Source organism: Pseudomonas sp. GW822-FHT02G04 (genome assembly GCF_058802085.1).
This window is the reverse complement of record NZ_JBXANU010000006.1, coordinates 62,128-78,815: the sequence shown is the minus strand read 5'-3', so window position 1 is coordinate 78,815 and position 16,688 is coordinate 62,128. Positions and strand designations below refer to the sequence as shown.

Below are 16,688 nucleotides of genomic sequence, written 5' to 3'. Positions count from 1 at the left end.
TGCCTGTCGTCGGCCGCCGGGTGTGGTTATAATCGACCACTTTATGAGCAAGAAGCGCGTTATGCAGCTGGTTCGAGGCCTCCACAACCTGCGCCCCCAGCATCGGGGCTGTGTCGCCACTATTGGCAACTTTGACGGTGTTCACCGTGGCCACCAGGCTATCCTGGTCCGGCTGCGAGAGCGTGCGCTCGAGTTGGGCGTGCCCAGCTGCGTAGTGATTTTCGAGCCGCAGCCGCGGGAGTTCTTCGCCCCGGACACCGCCCCGGCCCGTCTGGCTCGCCTGCGGGACAAACTGCAGCTGCTGGCCGAAGAAGGTGTCGACCGGGTGCTGTGCCTGGCTTTCAATCAGCGCCTGAGCAAACTCAGCGCCAGAGAATTCGTCGATACTATTCTGGTGGACGGCCTCGGCGTGCAGCATCTGGAAGTCGGTGACGATTTCCGTTTCGGCTGTGACCGGCTGGGGGATTTCGATTACCTGCAACAAGCCGGCGTCCTTCAGGGCTTTACCGTCGAAGCGGCGCAGACCGTCGAGCTGGACGGCATTCGTGTTAGCAGCACTCAGGTCCGCAATGCCCTGGCCGCTGCCGATTTCGCCTTGGCCGAGCAACTGCTCGGTCGCCCGTATCGGATTGCCGGTCGGATCCTGCATGGCCAGAAGCTGGCGCGCCAGTTGGGTACGCCCACGGCCAACGTGCAACTCAAGCGTCGTCGTGTGCCGCTGAGCGGGGTTTACCTGGTCAACGTCGACATCGACGGCAAGACCTGGCCAGGCGTCGCCAATATCGGCGTGCGGCCAACGGTCCAAGGGGATGGCAAAGCCCACCTCGAAGTACACCTTTTAGATTTTGCCGGCGATCTGTATGACCGGCGTTTGACGGTGGTTTTCCACCACAAGCTGCGTGAAGAGCAGCGTTTCGCCTCTCTGGAGGCGCTTAAGACGGCGATCAATGCGGATATCGCCGCCGCCCGTGCCCTGTCGCACCTAGCGCCAATCGCTAATGAAGAGCCTTAAATGACCGACTATAAAGCCACGCTAAACCTTCCGGACACCGCCTTCCCAATGAAGGCCGGCCTGCCTCAGCGCGAACCGCAGATTCTGCAGCGCTGGGACAGCATTGGCCTGTACGGTAAGTTGCGCGAGATTGGCAAGGATCGTCCGAAGTTCGTACTGCACGACGGTCCTCCGTACGCCAACGGCACGATTCACATCGGTCATGCGCTGAACAAGATTCTCAAGGACATGATCATCCGCTCGAAAACCCTCTCGGGTTTCGACGCGCCTTATGTTCCGGGCTGGGACTGCCACGGTCTGCCGATCGAGCACAAAGTCGAAGTGACCCATGGCAAGAACCTGGGCGCCGACAAGACCCGCGAACTGTGCCGTGCCTACGCCACCGAGCAGATCGAAGGGCAGAAGTCCGAATTTATCCGTCTGGGCGTGTTGGGCGACTTCGCCAACCCGTACAAGACCATGGATTTCAAAAACGAGGCCGGTGAAATCCGCGCCCTGGCGGAAATCGTCAAGGGTGGCTTCGTGTTCAAGGGCCTGAAGCCTGTGAACTGGTGCTTTGACTGCGGTTCGGCCCTGGCTGAAGCGGAAGTCGAGTACGAGAACAAAAAGTCCGCGACCATCGATGTGGCGTTCCCGATCGCCGACGAAGCCAAACTGGCGGCCGCGTTCGGTCTGCCATCGCTGGCCAAGCCAGCCTCGATCGTGATCTGGACCACCACCCCGTGGACCATCCCGGCCAACCAGGCGCTGAACGTTCACCCGGAGTTCAACTACGCCCTGGTCGACGTCGGCGACAAGCTGCTGGTACTGGCTGAAGAACTGGTCGAATCCTGCCTGGCCCGCTACAGCCTGGAAGGTTCGGTGATCGCCACCACCACCGGTAAAGCGCTGGAACTGATTAACTTCCGTCACCCGTTCTACGATCGCCTGTCGCCGGTTTACCTGGCCGACTACGTTGAGCTGGGCGCGGGCACCGGCGTGGTTCACTCCTCGCCAGCCTACGGCGTAGACGACTTCGTGACCTGCAAGAAGTACGGCATGGTCAACGATGACATCATCAATCCGGTGCAAAGCAATGGCGTGTATGTGCCATCGCTGGAATTCTTCGGCGGCCAGTTCATCTGGAAGGCCAACCCGGCCATCGTCGATAAACTGACCGAAGTCGGCGCGCTGCTGCACACCACCACCATCGAACACAGCTACATGCACTGCTGGCGTCACAAGACCCCGCTGATCTACCGCGCCACCGCGCAGTGGTTCATCGGCATGGACAAAGAGCCAGCAGCGGGCGACACCCTGCGCAAACGCGCAATCAAAGCCATCGAAGACACCAAATTCGTTCCTGCCTGGGGCCAGGCGCGTCTGCACTCGATGATCGCCAACCGTCCGGACTGGTGCATCTCCCGTCAGCGTAACTGGGGTGTGCCGATCCCGTTCTTCCTGAACAAGGAAAGCGGCGAACTGCACCCACGCACCGTCGAACTGATGGAAATCGTCGCCCAGCGCGTCGAAGTCGAAGGCATCGAAGCCTGGTTCAAGATGGACGCCGCCGAGTTGCTCGGTGACGAAGCGCCGCTGTACGACAAGATCAGCGACACCCTGGACGTCTGGTTCGACTCGGGCACCACGCACTGGCACGTCCTGCGCGGTTCGCACCCGATGGGTCACGAGACCGGCCCACGCGCCGACCTGTACCTGGAAGGTTCGGACCAGCACCGCGGCTGGTTCCACTCGTCGTTGCTGACCGGTTGCGCCATCGACGACCACGCACCGTACCGCGAGCTGCTGACCCACGGTTTCACCGTCGACGAATCCGGTCGCAAAATGTCCAAGTCCCTGGGCAACGTGATCGCGCCGCAGAAGGTCAACGACACCCTGGGCGCCGACATCATGCGTCTTTGGGTCGCTTCCACCGATTACTCGGGTGAAATGGCGGTTTCCGAGCAGATCCTGCAACGCAGTGCGGACGCTTACCGGCGTATCCGTAACACCGCGCGCTTCCTGCTTTCCAACCTGACCGGTTTCAACCCGGCCACCGACATCCTGCCGGCCGAAGAAATGCTCGCCCTGGACCGTTGGGCCGTGGACCGCACCCTGTTGCTGCAACGCGAGCTGCAAGAGCACTACGGCGAATACCGCTTCTGGAACGTTTACTCCAAGATCCACAACTTCTGCGTGCAGGAGTTGGGCGGTTTCTACCTGGACATCATCAAGGACCGTCAGTACACCACTGGCGCCGACAGCAAGGCCCGTCGTTCGTGCCAGACCGCGCTGTTCCACATCAGCGAAGCGCTGGTGCGCTGGATCGCGCCGATCCTGGCGTTCACCGCCGACGAGCTGTGGCAGTACCTGCCGGGCGAGCGTAACGAGTCTGTGATGCTCAACACCTGGTACGAAGGCCTGAGCGAATTGCCGGAAGGCTTCGAGCTGGACCGCGACTACTGGGAGCGGATCATGGCGGTGAAGGTGGCGGTCAACAAGGAAATGGAAATCCAGCGCGCGGCGAAGGCCGTCGGTGGCAACCTGCAAGCCGAAGTGACGCTGTTCGCCGAAGACGCGCTGAGCGCCGACCTGGCCAAGCTGAGCAACGAACTGCGCTTCGTACTGATCACCTCGACCGCCAGTGTTGCGCCATTGGTGCAGGCACCGGCCGATGCCGTGGTCACCGAAGTCAGCGGCCTGAAGCTCAAGATCGTCAAGTCGGCTCACGCCAAGTGCGCCCGTTGCTGGCACTGCCGTGAAGACGTCGGCGTGAACCCGGAGCATCCGGAAATCTGCGGTCGTTGCGTCGACAACATCAGCGGCGCGGGCGAGGTTCGTCACTATGCCTAATGCGGCTGGCCGTTTCGGACGGCTGAGCTGGCTCTGGTTGAGTTTGCTGGTCCTGGTCATTGACCAGGCCAGCAAGTTCTACTTCGAAGGCAAGCTCGAGATGTACCAGCAAATCGTGGTGATCCCCGATTTATTCAGCTGGACCCTGGCCTACAACACTGGCGCGGCGTTCAGCTTCCTGGCCGATAGCTCGGGCTGGCAGCGCTGGCTGTTCGCCCTGATCGCGGTGGTGGTCAGTGCGGTGCTGGTGATCTGGCTCAAGCGCCTGGGGCGCAACGAAACCTGGCTGGCGATTGCGCTGGCCCTGGTGCTGGGTGGCGCGCTGGGCAATCTGTACGACCGCATTGCCCTGGGCCATGTGATCGATTTCATTCTGGTGCATTGGCAGAACCGCTGGTATTTCCCGGCGTTCAACTTTGCTGACAGTGCCATTTCTGTCGGTGCCGTGATGCTCGCGCTGGATATGTTCAAAAGTAAGAAGACCGGAGAAACCGTTCATGACTGAACAGGTATTGGCTGAACAACGCATCGGCCAGAACACGGAAGTCACCTTGCATTTTGCATTGCGCCTGGAGAACGGCGACACCGTCGACAGCACCTTCGATAAAGCCCCGGCAACCTTCAAGGTCGGCGACGGCAACCTGTTGCCAGGTTTCGAAGCTGCGTTGTTCGGCTTCAAGGCCGGCGACAAGCGCAGCCTGTCCATCGAGCCGGAAAACGCCTTTGGCCAGCCTAACCCGCAAAACGTGCAGATCATCCCGCGCTCGCAGTTCCAGGACATGGAACTGTCGCCAGGACTGCTGGTGATCTTCAACGATGCTGCCAATACCGAGCTGCCAGGCGTGGTGAAGGAATTCGATGACGCGCAAGTGACCATCGACTTCAACCACCCGCTCGCCGGTAAAACCTTGACCTTTGACGTCGAGATCATCAACGTCAAAGCGCTGTAACTGACCGAATACGGTTACCTGTAGGAGCAGAGCTTGCTCGCGAAGGCGTCATCACATTCAGCATCAATGTTGACTGACACACCGCTTTCGCGAGCAAGCTCTGCTCCTACAATGATCTAACTTCTTGCGCGCAAGACACGAGGCACAGCATGCAAATCAAACTCGCCAACCCCCGTGGCTTCTGCGCCGGTGTGGACCGGGCAATCGAAATCGTCAACCGCGCCCTGGAAGTCTTCGGGCCACCGATCTACGTGCGCCACGAAGTGGTCCACAACAAATTCGTCGTCGAAGACCTGCGTGCCCGTGGGGCGATCTTCGTCGAGGAACTGGATCAGGTGCCGGACGACGTGATCGTGATCTTCAGCGCCCACGGCGTTTCCCAGGCCGTGCGCACCGAAGCCACAGGCCGTGGCCTTAAGGTGTTCGACGCTACCTGCCCGCTGGTGACCAAGGTGCATATCGAAGTCGCGCGTTACAGCCGCGACGGTCGGGAATGCATCCTCATCGGCCATGCTGGCCATCCTGAAGTCGAAGGCACCATGGGCCAGTACGATGGCAGCAATGGTGGCGCGATCTATCTGGTCGAAGACGAGAAAGACGTCGCCGCGTTGCAGGTAAAGAATCCTGAAAGACTGGCCTTCGTTACCCAGACCACCCTGTCCATGGACGACACCAGTCGCGTGATCGACGCCCTGCGTACACGTTTCCCGGCGATCGGCGGTCCGCGCAAGGACGACATCTGCTACGCCACGCAAAACCGTCAGGACGCCGTCAAGCAACTGGCGGACGAGTGCGACGTGGTGCTGGTGGTCGGCAGCCCGAACAGCTCCAACTCCAATCGTCTGCGTGAACTGGCCGAACGCATGGCCACCCCGGCCTATCTGATCGACGGTGCCGAAGACCTGCAAAAGAGCTGGTTCGACGGTGTCGAGCGTATTGGCATTACGGCCGGTGCCTCCGCTCCGGAAGTGTTGGTACGTGGCGTGATCCAGCAATTGCAGGCCTGGGGTGCCACCGGTGCCGATGAACTGGCCGGTCGCGAGGAGAACATCACCTTCTCCATGCCTAAAGAGCTGCGCGTGCGCTCGCTGCTGTAATACTTTTCGCCTTTCGACACAGCGCCTGCTCAGCCTTATGGTTGGCCAGGCGCACTCGACCACTTCGTGCCAGCACAATCTGGAGCCGGCTGACCGGCTCGCGAGCCTCGCAAATGTGCAGTCTCCCTGCCTGAAATGTCCCCTCGGGCATTAACGGTTCCCCCAGGCTGCTGAACCGCACAAAACGCCTGACCCACCAATTGCCGACAATCGGCGTCCGCGCATCACTCGCGCGCTCGACCAGCAGCGGATTGCTGCTGTCCTCCGGCCCTTTGCCGCTGATGTCCAGAATGATCCGCCAGCCCTGGCTCCAATCGCCGTTGATGCCATGAATGACCACGCTCTGGTTGCGGGTAATGGCCAGGGTTCTGGCGTGCCGGATCCCGCTGATCAGCGACTCGGCCGCTTGCTCCCGATGGTTTGATTCTGTCAGGGCCGCAAATGCCGGGCTGACCAGGTGCAGAACAATCCCGACAATTGTCAGTCCCATGAGCAGTCCGATCAGGCTGAAACCTTGCTGATGCATGTCATCTCCCTCCATGGAGTGCTGCGGCCCGCGCGATCCTTGCGCGAGTAATGGCAAAACAACCATACATACGCCGGTCGAATGTTCTAGCGTGTAGAAGCAGGTATAGCCGACGGCAACGGAGGGCACTGATGGATCATCGTACAAAAGGTTTCACGCTGATCGAGCTGCTGATCACGCTCGCGGTGTTTCTGATCCTGATTACACTGGCCGTTCCGGCGTTCACCCGCTCGGTGCAAAGCAACAAGGCCGACACCGAGGTCGGCGATTTGCAACGGGCACTCAATTACGCACGGCTTGAGGCGATTGATCGGGGCCTCACCACTCGGGTTCGCCCGACGGCCGGCGGCAGTGTCTGGACCGGCGAGCTGAGCGTTTATGACGGTACTGGCAATCCGGCCAATGTATTGCGGGTTGTTCCAGCGATGAGCAGCGGAGCAACTCTGACGCTAACCTCAGGAGTGACCGCGATTGATTTCAACAATCTCGGCGGTTTGGCGGCGCCGTCCACGGCGGTGGTGATCAGTTATGTGCTGGGGGCGCAAAGCAGGACGCTGAATGTGTGTTTGAACGGACGAATTCTATTGGGTGGAAGTTGCGGATGAGGGGTTGGAGCAAGCGTGCACAGGAGGGCATGACGCTGATCGAGGTATTGGTCGCGTTGTTGGTGCTGGCTGTGGGTCTGTTGGGCGCGGCGGCGATTCAGCTCAATGCGCTGAAGTACACCGACAGCTCGCGGATGACCAGTCAGGCGAGTTTTATCGCCTACGACATGATGGACCGCATCCGCGCCAACTCCGGCGCCGATTACACCGTCACGCCACCGACCTCGGGCAACCTGAGCGTGGCCCGGGATCAGGACCTCTACGACTTCACTACCAATATCATCAATTTCGGCGGCACCACGGCCACCGGCAGCATCGTCCGCAACCAGCGGGTGTACACCATCACCATTACCTGGGACGACTCCCGGGCTGCCAATATCGCCGATTCGCGCCGCAATTTCGTCCTCACCAGTCGCGCCACCGTTGATCCGGTGACGACACCATGATCAGAACCAGCAGAGGTTTCGGCCTGATCGAATTGCTGATCGCCCTGGCATTGAGCCTGATCGTGGTCCTGGGCGTGGCGCAGATTTTCATCGCGGCCAAAAACACCTACGTCAGCCAGAGCACTGCCGCTGGCATGCAGGAAGATGCTCGGTTCGTCCTGAGCAAGATGATTCAGGAAATCCGCATGGTCGGCATGTTCGGTTGTTTGGGGACGATTACCGATGCCAGCTCGGCGGGGGATTTCAATGCAAGCCTGCTCACGCCGATCAGTTGGGACAATGCCAACCTCAAATTGACGCTGGTCACCGCAGATGTCGGCGGCAGTGGCGGAGTGCCGACCTGGACGGTGGTTTCCGACTGCCGAAATACCGCGACGGCCTACACCGGTTTACGCACGCCGGCATCGGGGCAGTTGGCGTTTCCGATCAGGCGGCTGATCTACAGCTTCAGCAACAACCAACTGCTGATGGGCACCGGCACCGGCACGCCGACTCAGGCGGTGCTCATCAATAACGTCAGTGCTTTTGGCGTGAGCTTCGGGCTCGCCAGCTCAGCTACGGATACAGCCGCCTCCAGCTATAGCAGCAATCCGTCCGATCCGGCGCGAATCCGCAGTGTGCGGCTGACGCTGACCCTCACCGACCCGAACAACCGGGTCCGCAATCAAACCTTCAACGTGGTTGCCGCCTTGCGCAACCGGTTGCAATGAGGGGAGGGCCGATGAGTCGTGCACCCATGACATCTCACGCCCAGCGCGGCATGGCGCTGTTGGTCAGCCTGGTGTTTCTCCTGGTGCTGACGTTGATCGGTCTCTCGTCGATGCAGAGCGCCACGTTGCAGGAGAAAATGACCAGCAGCGTGATCCTGCGCAACCAGTCGTTCCAGGGCGCGGAAGCGGCGTTGCGTGTCGGTGAGAGCGCGGTGCAACTGAACTCCTACTCATTGCCGGTCTGCAGTGGCACCAGCCAATGCGCGCCGCCGGCCGAGGCGTCGGTCATCACCGCCGCCGGGTTCAACTCCACCTCGGGGGTGACCTGGATCGCCTCCGGTAGCGGCTTTTACGGAGTGCAGAACATCGGCACTACCCTGACTGCCGTGAACGTGGCGAGCAACACGTCGGCAACACTTTACCGAGTGACCGCCGTGGGCATCGCGGGCAGCTCGCGCAGCGTGGTGGAGAGTATTTATGCGAAGTACTGAGGCCCGCACAGGCTGGCGCCGTTGGTTATTGCAGCTGTTCTGCGGCGCGGCCTCGAGCCTTTATCTGGTTGCGCCGACCTACGCCTTCACGCCCTCGGATTCGCCGCTGTTGAGCGCCGCCGCCGTGCCTCCCAACGTGATGCTGTTGCTCGATGACTCGGGGAGTATGAACAACATTATCTGGGCGGCCGGCTTCGACCCGACGCTCGTACGCACCCAGGTGACTATTTGCCTCTCGAATGGTACGTGCCTGAAAGGCCGCGACCTGGACATGACCGACACCAATATTCCCTTGTCGAGTTTGACTCATGGAACATGCTCGAAGGCTGGATGGTACGGTTTCTATAAAAACAGCATTCTCGGCTGGGAGTCGCTTTGCCTGAAGCTTCCTGATCCGGTGGGGAGCGAGGACACGCGGTATACGGCGAATTATTTGTCCTACCTGATCAGCCTGTCCAACAATACCGACCGGGACTTCACCGACGGCTCGATACCCAACGATTACCGGATGAATGTGGCGCGCAACGTTTCCAAGACGTTGGTGGCCGGCAACCGTTCGCTGCGCATCGGCCTGTCCACGTTCAATCTTGCGGTCGGTAACCATAAGAATGACGGCGGTTACATCGCCCGCTCGATCAGCGATTTGTCGGCGGTCAGCGGCACCGTGACCCAGGCTCAGGCCGATACCAATTACAACGCACTGATCGCCGGGATCGACGAGCTGAGTGCGCAAGCCAATACACCGCTGGCGGAAGCCTACTACGAGATCACTCGCTATTTCCGTGGCATGGCGCCGTACAACAACTCGACGCCCGCCACTTATACCAGCCCGATTCAGTACCGTTGCCAGAAAAATTACGGGGTGGTGATCACCGATGGTCTGCCGACCTACGATCGAACCTTTCCGACCGACGACCCGCTGGGTGGCAGCCGGTTACCGAACTGGGACGGGATCAGCAGTAACGATGGTGCCGACCCCTCAGGCGATGATGAGGGCGATACCCTGTACCTGGATGACATTGCCAAGTTCGCCTTCGACATCGACATGCGCTCCACGGGAACCGATGCCACGGGCAAAAGCTGGAACGCCCTGGATTTTCCCAGGCAGTACATGAACACCTATACCGTGGGTTTCACCGCTGCAAACCAGATGTTGGCGGATGCCGCGACCTATGGGCAGGGCAAGTACTACCAGGCGAGCGACAGTGCGGGACTTAACAATGCACTGACTGCTGCCCTGAGCGACATCATTTCCAAGGCCGGCTCAGGTGGCAGTGGCGTGGCCAGCGGCACGACCCTGACCAGCGACTCGAGCTATTTCCAGACCAGCTACGATCCCAAGGACTGGCGGGGTACGATCAAGTCCTTCGGCTTCACGTCGGCGGGCGCGGTTAACACCGCCGCTGTGCTGTGGACGACCGACACCACCATCGTGCCCGGCGCCACTGCGCCGACCTACCAGTCCTGGAACACCCAGACCAACGCCGCGGTCACCCTGGCCTACAGCAATTTCTCTTCGGCGCAGCAAACCTCCCTCAACCAGGGGCTGCCCACTGGCATCAACGGCAACGATCTGGTGGAGTGGAGCAAGGGCATCAACAAAACCGGGCTGAAAGTTCGCAGTGTATTGCTCGGCGACATCATCAATTCGCCACTCGTGCTGGCTGCACCCACGGACAAAACCGCGTCAGATCTGGTGGGTGACACCACCTACAGCACCTACCTGACCACCAAAGCCGCCAACATGAATACCAGCCTGGTGGTGAATGCCAACGACGGTTTTGTAAACGTCATCAACTCGACCAACGGTGTCAGGCGTTATGCCTACATGCCCTCCAGCGTGCTGCCATCGCTGAATGACATCGCTGATCCCACTTACATCAACGGTGTGAGCCACCAGTTTCTGGTCGATGGTCAGGTCGGCGTGTTCGATGCCCAGCTCAACAGCGCGTGGAAAACCCTGGCGATTGGCGGAACAGGGGCGGGCGGTAAAACGTTCTATGCGTTGCAGCTATTCGACGCCTCGGCCGGTAACGTGACTAAAGCGCTTTGGGAAATCAGTGCACCGGCCACGGCCAGTACCGCGAACGTTTTCAATGATCTGGGTTATGCCTATGCACGTCCAGAAGTGGCACGCTTGGCTGATGGGCGCTGGGCTGCGTTTATCTCCAATGGCTATGGCAGCAACTCCGGAGTGGCAGCGTTGTATGTGGTGGATATTCGCGACGGCTCGCTGATCAAGAAAATCGTGGTCGACAGTACCGAAACCACTAACGGCCTGTCGTCGGTGAAGCTCAGGGTCAACTCGCAGAATGTAGTGCAGGCCGCCTATGGGGGGGACCTGAAAGGGCGGTTGTGGAAGTTCGATTTGAGTGGCACCACCACCGATACCTGGGGCGTGGCGTTTTCCGGCAAGCCGTTGTTCACCACTGCAGGTGGCGCGACCCAGCCGATTACCGCGCAACCGTTGCTGGCGGATCACGTGTTGGGCGGCAAGGAGGTGTTTTTCGGCACCGGCAAATTCAATGAGGTCGCCGACAAGACCAACAAGGATCTACAGGCGTTCTACGCGGTATGGGATGCCGAGGGGGGCGCGGGGCAAATCACCGTTTCCAGTTTGCAGGCGCAGGCGGTGACCGGCGTGTTTTCGGGCAGTACCGGGCAATTCATCACCACCAGCCAGAACGAGGTGACCTACCCGGCCAAGAAAGGCTGGTACTTGCCCTTGGTATACAACAACGTGCTGACGGGGGAGCGGGTGATCTATCAGGCCAGTCTGGTATCGGGGCGAATCGTTTTTACCACGCTCAGTGTGGATACCGTGGACCCCTGTGCCAGCTTCGGTACCGGCAAACTGGTCGAACTCGATGCGTTCAGCGGTAAGATGCTCAATTACGCGGTACTCGACACCAATGCCGACGGGGTGGTCGACGGTAACGACACGATTTCCAGCGGGGTGATCTTTACCGGTGGTATCCCGACCCTGAACGCGGTCGTCAATGACGCAACCCGCAAGATTGTGAACGACTCCGGTGGTGGCGTGACCACTCTGGTGGAAAAATCTGGTGGCGGCAGCGGCCGTCGCATCATGTGGCGACAAATACAGTAAGTGAGAGTGGGGCATGCGCAGATCCAACCGAGGTTTTACCCTGATCGAAATCATGATCGTGATCGCGATCATCGGGATCGTCATCACCATTGGCTATCCGAGCCTTACCGAGTACGTAAAAAAGGGCCGCCGTACTGAAGTCGCCGGGTTGCTTTCCGAGCAGGCGCAGATCCTCGAGCGTTTCTATTCGAAGAATAATGTCTACACCAATGCCACCGGTCTGAGCACCGGCAATGATTTCTACACCATCACCCCGACCCTGACCGATCAGACCTTCCTGCTGACGGCAACACGCAAGGCCGGTTCGACCATGGCCAGTGACAAGTGCGGTGATTTCACTCTCACCAATACCGGTGTCAGGAGCATGGTCAATGCCGTGTCCGGCCTGGCCACCAAGGATTGCTGGGGTCGCTGAGTTCCTTTTTCGGGCGCCTTTTGCGCCCTCTGTCTATTGAACGGTTGGATCAGAACATGAGCAGTCAACAGCAAGTGGTGATTGTCGGTGGCGGGGTGATTGGCCTGCTGACGGCGTTCAATCTCGCGTCCGAAGTGCAGAGCGTGGTGCTGCTGGACCGCTCGAACGTCGGTCAGGAATCTTCCTGGGCCGGTGGCGGGATCGTTTCGCCGCTCTACCCATGGCGCTACAGCCCGGCGGTCACTGCACTGGCTCATTGGTCCCAGGATTTTTATCCACAGCTGGCCCAGCGTTTGTTCGCTGCCACCGGTGTCGATCCTGAAGTGCACACCACCGGGTTGTATTGGCTGGACCTGGATGACGAGGCCGAAGCACGCGCCTGGGCCGAACGGGAGAACCGTCCGCTGCGGGCTGTGGATATCTCTGCGGCCCACGATGCGGTGCCGGTATTGGGCGCCGGTTTTTCGCGGGCGATCTACATGGCCGATGTGGCCAATGTGCGTAATCCACGGCTGGTGAAATCCCTCAAGGCCGCCTTGCTGGCGTTGCCGAACGTGACGATCCATGAACAATGCGAGGTCGGCGAATTTATCCGGGAAGGTTCTGTGGTGGTCGGGGTACAGACCTCGATGGGGGCCATTCGGGGTGATGAGGTGGTTTTGACAGCGGGGGCCTGGAGCGGTGACTTGCTGAAAAAGCTGGGCCTGGAGCTGCCGGTCGAACCGGTCAAGGGACAGATGATTCTCTACAAGTGCGCAGCGGACTTCCTTCCGAGCATGGTCCTGGCCAAGGGGCGTTATGCCATTCCCCGGCGCGACGGGCACATCCTGATCGGCAGTACGCTGGAGCATGAGGGCTTCGACAAGACGCCAACCGACACGGCGCTGGAAAGCCTGAAGGCATCGGCGGTGGAATTGATTCCGGCGTTGGCGGATGCCGAGGTGGTGGGGCATTGGGCGGGGTTGCGGCCCGGGTCGCCTGAAGGAATCCCCTATATCGGTCGGGTGCCGGGATATGACGGGCTCTGGCTCAATTGCGGGCATTACCGTAACGGGCTGGTGCTGGCGCCGGCGTCGTGTCAGTTGTTTGCCGATGTGATGCTGGGGCGGGCGCCGATTATCGACCCTGCGCCGTATGCGCCAGCTGGGCGTATTTGACCGCACATTCTTTGTCGTTGGTCAGATCGCCTTCGCGGGCAAGCCTCGCTCCTACAAGATCTGTGCAAGACACATAACCTGTAGGAGCGAGGCTTGCCCGCGAAGGGGCCCTCAATCCAGCCCCAATTTCTTCAGCCTGTAACGCATCGACCGAAACGACAGATTCAATCGCTGGGCCGCCGCCGTGCGGTTCCAGCGGGTTTCTTCCAGGGCCTGGAGGATGAGTTTGCGTTCGACGTTTTCCAGATAGGCTTCCAGATTATCGATCTGTGTCAGGTCCGGCACGCCGCCGTCCGGGTTGCAGTTGCCTTCAGCCAGGCGCAGGTCGCTGGCTTCGATCTGTTTGTTCTCGCACAAGGTGTGAGCCCGCTCGAGCATGTTCTCCAATTCCCGCACGTTTCCAGGAAAGCGATAGTTTTTCAGCGCTTCGAGGGCTTGCGGGTGGAGTTTTGCAGGGGGGTGGCCAGTGCTGGCCGCCAGTCGCTTGAGCATATTGTTGGCCAGAAGCTCAATGTCGTCGCGGCGTTCACGCAAGGACGGTACTCGCAGCTCGATCACGTTCAGGCGGTAGTACAGGTCCTGGCGAAAGCGTTCGGCGGCGACTTCGGCGTCGAGGTCTTTGTGGGTGGCGCAGAGGATGCGCACATCGACCACGGTTTCCTGCTGGCCACCGATGCTGCGAACGGCTTTCTCCTGAATCGCCCGCAGCAGTTTGACCTGCATTGCCAGCGGCAGGTCAGCCACTTCGTCGAGGAACAATGTACCGCCATGGGCGGCCTGGAACAGCCCGGGCTTGTCTTCGATGGCGCCGCTGAAACTGCCTTTGCGATGGCCGAAAAACTCGCTTTCCATCAGTTCTGACGGGATTGCCCCACAGTTCACCGGGACGAACGGTCGGCTGGCGCGCGGGCCTTGGTCGTGGATCAGTCGAGCGACCAGTTCCTTGCCGCTGCCGGACTCGCCACTGATGTACACCGGAGCCTGGCTGCGGGCCAGTTTGTCGATTTGTTTGCGCAGGTTGCGCATTGGCAGCGAGTCGCCCAGCAGTCGACGGTCGATGCCGCTGCTGGCGCCGCCTGGCGCTGGCAAACTCAGGGCGCTGATGACCAGTTCGCGCAGGCGGGTGAGGTCGACGGGTTTGGTCAGGAAGTCGAAGGCGCCGGCCTTGAGGGCATTTATTGCTGTCTCCAGGCTGCCGTAGGCGGTGATCATCGCCACCGGCACTTGCGCATAGCGCTGCTGGATATGCTGCACCAACGCCAGACCAGTGCCGTCAGGCAGGCGCATGTCGGTCAGGCACAGGTCGAACGTATCCCGTGCCAGTAGCGCCTGCGCCTCTGCGAGGTTGCGTGCGCTGAAGGTGTCGAGTTTCATCCGTCCCAGGGTGATTTCCAGGAGTTCGCGGATATCCGGCTCGTCGTCGACGATGAGGATTTTTTGCCGTGGGCTCGTGTTCAACTTTGTTTCCGTCCGTGAGCAAAGGTGATGCGAAAGCAGCCGCCGCCTTGGCGTGATTTGAAGTCTAGGCGGGCTTGATTGCTTTCGCACAGCTCACGGGACAGATAAAGCCCCAGGCCAGTACCCTGGCTGCTGGTGGTGAAAAACGGTTCGAACAAGTGCGTGCGCTGGTCCAGCGCAACGCCGGGGCCATCGTCCAGGACTTCCAGGGTCGGCAACTGGCTGTCAGGGTCGACAAACAACTCGAACCAGGCCTGCGCCTGATCATGCTTCAGGGCGCTATGGCGCCAGGCATTACGCAACAGGTTATCGAGAACCTGGGTCAGCTGATTCGGATCCATCAGGGTTTTGAAGTCTCCCGCACCGATGCGCAGGTGAATCTGCTGACGTTCGTTCGACCCTTCGCGGGTTTCGGCGACGAAATGCTCCAGCCACGGCTTCAAATCGAGCCGTTGCGGCACGGTTTGCTGACGACGGGACAATTGCAGGACGTTTTCGATTACCCGATTCATGCGCTGAGAGTGGTCTTGAATAATCTGCGTCAGACGCCGGTCCGCACCGTTCAGTTCCTCGGATTCCTGCAGTAACTGCGCGGCATGACTAATGGCGCCCAGTGGATTGCGGATCTCATGGGCAATCCCGGCGGTCAGGCGACCGAGGGCGGCAAGTTTCAGTTGTTGGGCCTGTTGGGCGATTTGGGCGAGGTCTTCGAGAAAAACCAGCGTCTGGTGGTGCGGGCTTTGGTCCAGGGCAATGAAGCTTGGTTGCAGCTCCAGGCCGCTGCTGGCGATTTTCAGGCTTTGTGGGCGTAACGTCGGATTGTTGAGCCACAGTTGGAGTCGCTCGACCAACGGTATCGAATAATCGTCGATCAACTGGCCGTCCAGTTTTTCCTGCCCCAGCAAGGTCAAGGCGCTGTGATTGGCCAGTTGCACCCGCCGCTGGTCGTCGAGCACCAGAATGCCGGTGCGCATGCGTTGCAGGATCAAGGCGTTGAGGGCTTCGAGACCGAGCACCTCGCTGGCTCGCTGTTCGGCCAGGGTTTCGCTGACCTCCAGTCGTCGGGTCAAGCCCTGCACCAGCAGCGCCGCGGCAAAACACAGGGCGCCGAGGGTGCCGATTTGCAGGTAATCACTGGGGCTGGCGGGGTGGTTGAAGCTCAGGATGAAGCTCAAACCCACGATGCCAAGGGCACCGACCGCTGCGATCAGCAGACCGACACGCCCACGCAGCAAGGTATTGCTGATGGCCACCGAGACGATCAGCAAGTTGCCGATGGCGCTGGCCATGCCGCCTGCGGCATAGAACAGGCCGCACAGCAGCAGGACATCGACTAGCGCCAGGCCGAACAGCTGCGCGGGGCGCCGGGTGTTCCCCAGAAAGACCACCAGCAGGATATTCAGCACCAGGTACAACCAGCTGCCGTTGCGCAGCAGGTTGTCATCGGCGAACTTCAGCAACTGGTTGTCCATGTTGCTGGAGATCAACAGCACCAGGGTGATGCCGACGCTTAAGCGGTAGAGGTGATAGAGGCGCAGCAGTCGCTGGGCCTGTTTGTTGCCGGGGCTGGGCGTCTCAGCGATCACTGGAGCCCGGGCCTTGCTCAAGGTGAGCCTGGCTGCAATACCACTGTTGTTCGAGTTTCAACGCGCGGTCGCGGGGCAGGTGTACGCCACAATGAGCGCAGCGAACCATGGGCGGAGCATCTTGCTCGCGCGGCATATTGGCGACCGACGTCGGGCCCTTGAACTTGCGCCAGAACCATACGGCAGCGGCAATCAGGGCGATCCAGAACAATAGACGAAGCATGGTGAGCTGCTTTTTGATTAATGAATTGGCAGTTTAGCCAAGGACGGGTCAAGCGCACAGCGCAATACGCT

At 60.2% G+C, this 16,688-nt stretch carries 16 protein-coding genes; 12 read left to right on the top strand and 4 right to left on the bottom strand.

Annotated features, from left to right (window positions below):
- The first annotated feature begins 61 nt into the window (after positions 1–61).
- From ribF to ispH, 5 genes are all read left to right on the top strand, one after another.
- Positions 62–1,012 carry a bifunctional riboflavin kinase/FAD synthetase gene (ribF, locus tag AC1RO5_RS10480; protein WP_493174825.1) on the top strand — a complete coding sequence of 317 codons (951 nt, stop codon included), beginning with the start codon at positions 62–64 and terminating at the stop codon, positions 1,010–1,012.
- The gene (ileS, locus tag AC1RO5_RS10475; RefSeq protein ID WP_493174824.1) at positions 1,013–3,844 is read left to right on the top strand and encodes an isoleucine--tRNA ligase; all 2,832 of its coding nucleotides are present in this window, start codon (positions 1,013–1,015) and stop codon (positions 3,842–3,844) included.
- On the top strand, positions 3,837–4,349 hold the full coding sequence (gene lspA / locus AC1RO5_RS10470; protein WP_007938422.1) for a signal peptidase II: 513 nt from the start codon (positions 3,837–3,839) through the stop codon (positions 4,347–4,349). The genes ileS and lspA overlap by 8 nt, the downstream gene beginning before the upstream one ends.
- 7 nt (positions 4,350–4,356) lie before the next feature.
- Positions 4,357–4,794, top strand: a complete 438-nt coding sequence (fkpB, locus tag AC1RO5_RS10465; protein ID WP_177318289.1) for an FKBP-type peptidyl-prolyl cis-trans isomerase — start codon at positions 4,357–4,359, stop codon at positions 4,792–4,794.
- A gap of 149 nt (positions 4,795–4,943) precedes the next feature.
- On the top strand, positions 4,944–5,891 hold the full coding sequence (ispH, locus tag AC1RO5_RS10460) for a 4-hydroxy-3-methylbut-2-enyl diphosphate reductase (RefSeq protein WP_493174823.1): 948 nt from the start codon (positions 4,944–4,946) through the stop codon (positions 5,889–5,891).
- On the opposite strand, the gene AC1RO5_RS10455 is transcribed toward ispH, so the two are convergent.
- The gene (locus AC1RO5_RS10455; RefSeq protein WP_493174967.1) at positions 5,860–6,417 is read right to left on the bottom strand and encodes a GspH/FimT family pseudopilin; all 558 of its coding nucleotides are present in this window, start codon (positions 6,415–6,417) and stop codon (positions 5,860–5,862) included. The two genes, ispH and AC1RO5_RS10455, sit on opposite strands and share 32 nt — an antisense overlap.
- A 131-nt stretch (positions 6,418–6,548) precedes the next feature.
- Here AC1RO5_RS10455 and AC1RO5_RS10450 point away from each other — a divergent pair, with 131 nt between their 5' ends.
- From AC1RO5_RS10450 to thiO, 7 genes are read left to right on the top strand one after another with little or no spacing between them, the layout of a single operon-like run.
- Entirely contained in the window at positions 6,549–7,022 is a 474-nt protein-coding gene (locus tag AC1RO5_RS10450) for a GspH/FimT family pseudopilin (protein ID WP_007938416.1), read from the top strand.
- Positions 7,019–7,468 (top strand): type IV pilus modification protein PilV, encoded by a 450-nt coding sequence (gene pilV, locus AC1RO5_RS10445; RefSeq protein ID WP_493174822.1) that lies wholly within the window; start codon positions 7,019–7,021, stop codon positions 7,466–7,468. The genes AC1RO5_RS10450 and pilV overlap by 4 nt, the downstream gene beginning before the upstream one ends.
- Positions 7,465–8,178: a PilW family protein gene (locus tag AC1RO5_RS10440; protein WP_493174821.1), complete on the top strand. Its 714-nt coding sequence runs from the start codon at positions 7,465–7,467 to the stop codon at positions 8,176–8,178. The genes pilV and AC1RO5_RS10440 overlap by 4 nt, the downstream gene beginning before the upstream one ends.
- A gap of 11 nt (positions 8,179–8,189) precedes the next feature.
- The gene (locus AC1RO5_RS10435; RefSeq protein WP_258671196.1) at positions 8,190–8,669 is read left to right on the top strand and encodes a pilus assembly PilX family protein; all 480 of its coding nucleotides are present in this window, start codon (positions 8,190–8,192) and stop codon (positions 8,667–8,669) included.
- Positions 8,656–11,778: a pilus assembly protein gene (locus tag AC1RO5_RS10430; RefSeq protein ID WP_493174820.1), complete on the top strand. Its 3,123-nt coding sequence runs from the start codon at positions 8,656–8,658 to the stop codon at positions 11,776–11,778. Before AC1RO5_RS10435 ends, AC1RO5_RS10430 begins: the two co-directional genes overlap by 14 nt.
- 13 nt (positions 11,779–11,791) lie before the next feature.
- On the top strand, positions 11,792–12,193 hold the full coding sequence (locus AC1RO5_RS10425; protein ID WP_493174819.1) for a type IV pilin protein: 402 nt from the start codon (positions 11,792–11,794) through the stop codon (positions 12,191–12,193).
- Positions 12,194–12,249: 56 nt separating this feature from the next.
- The gene (gene thiO / locus AC1RO5_RS10420; RefSeq protein WP_493174818.1) at positions 12,250–13,350 is read left to right on the top strand and encodes a glycine oxidase ThiO; all 1,101 of its coding nucleotides are present in this window, start codon (positions 12,250–12,252) and stop codon (positions 13,348–13,350) included.
- A gap of 111 nt (positions 13,351–13,461) precedes the next feature.
- On the opposite strand, the gene AC1RO5_RS10415 is transcribed toward thiO, so the two are convergent.
- Genes AC1RO5_RS10415 through AC1RO5_RS10405 form a run of 3 tightly spaced genes read right to left on the bottom strand, consistent with a single transcriptional unit; the run spans position 13,462 to position 16,617 of the window.
- Complete coding sequence (locus AC1RO5_RS10415) at positions 13,462–14,808, bottom strand: sigma-54-dependent transcriptional regulator (RefSeq protein WP_493174817.1); 1,347 nt, start codon at positions 14,806–14,808, stop codon at positions 13,462–13,464.
- Positions 14,805–16,394, bottom strand: coding sequence for a sensor histidine kinase (locus tag AC1RO5_RS10410; RefSeq protein WP_493174816.1), 1,590 nt, complete (start codon positions 16,392–16,394; stop codon positions 14,805–14,807). The genes AC1RO5_RS10415 and AC1RO5_RS10410 overlap by 4 nt, the downstream gene beginning before the upstream one ends.
- Positions 16,384–16,617 carry a PP0621 family protein gene (locus tag AC1RO5_RS10405; RefSeq protein ID WP_007938406.1) on the bottom strand — a complete coding sequence of 78 codons (234 nt, stop codon included), beginning with the start codon at positions 16,615–16,617 and terminating at the stop codon, positions 16,384–16,386. The genes AC1RO5_RS10410 and AC1RO5_RS10405 overlap by 11 nt, the downstream gene beginning before the upstream one ends.
- Between the last annotated feature and the right edge of the window lie 71 nt (positions 16,618–16,688).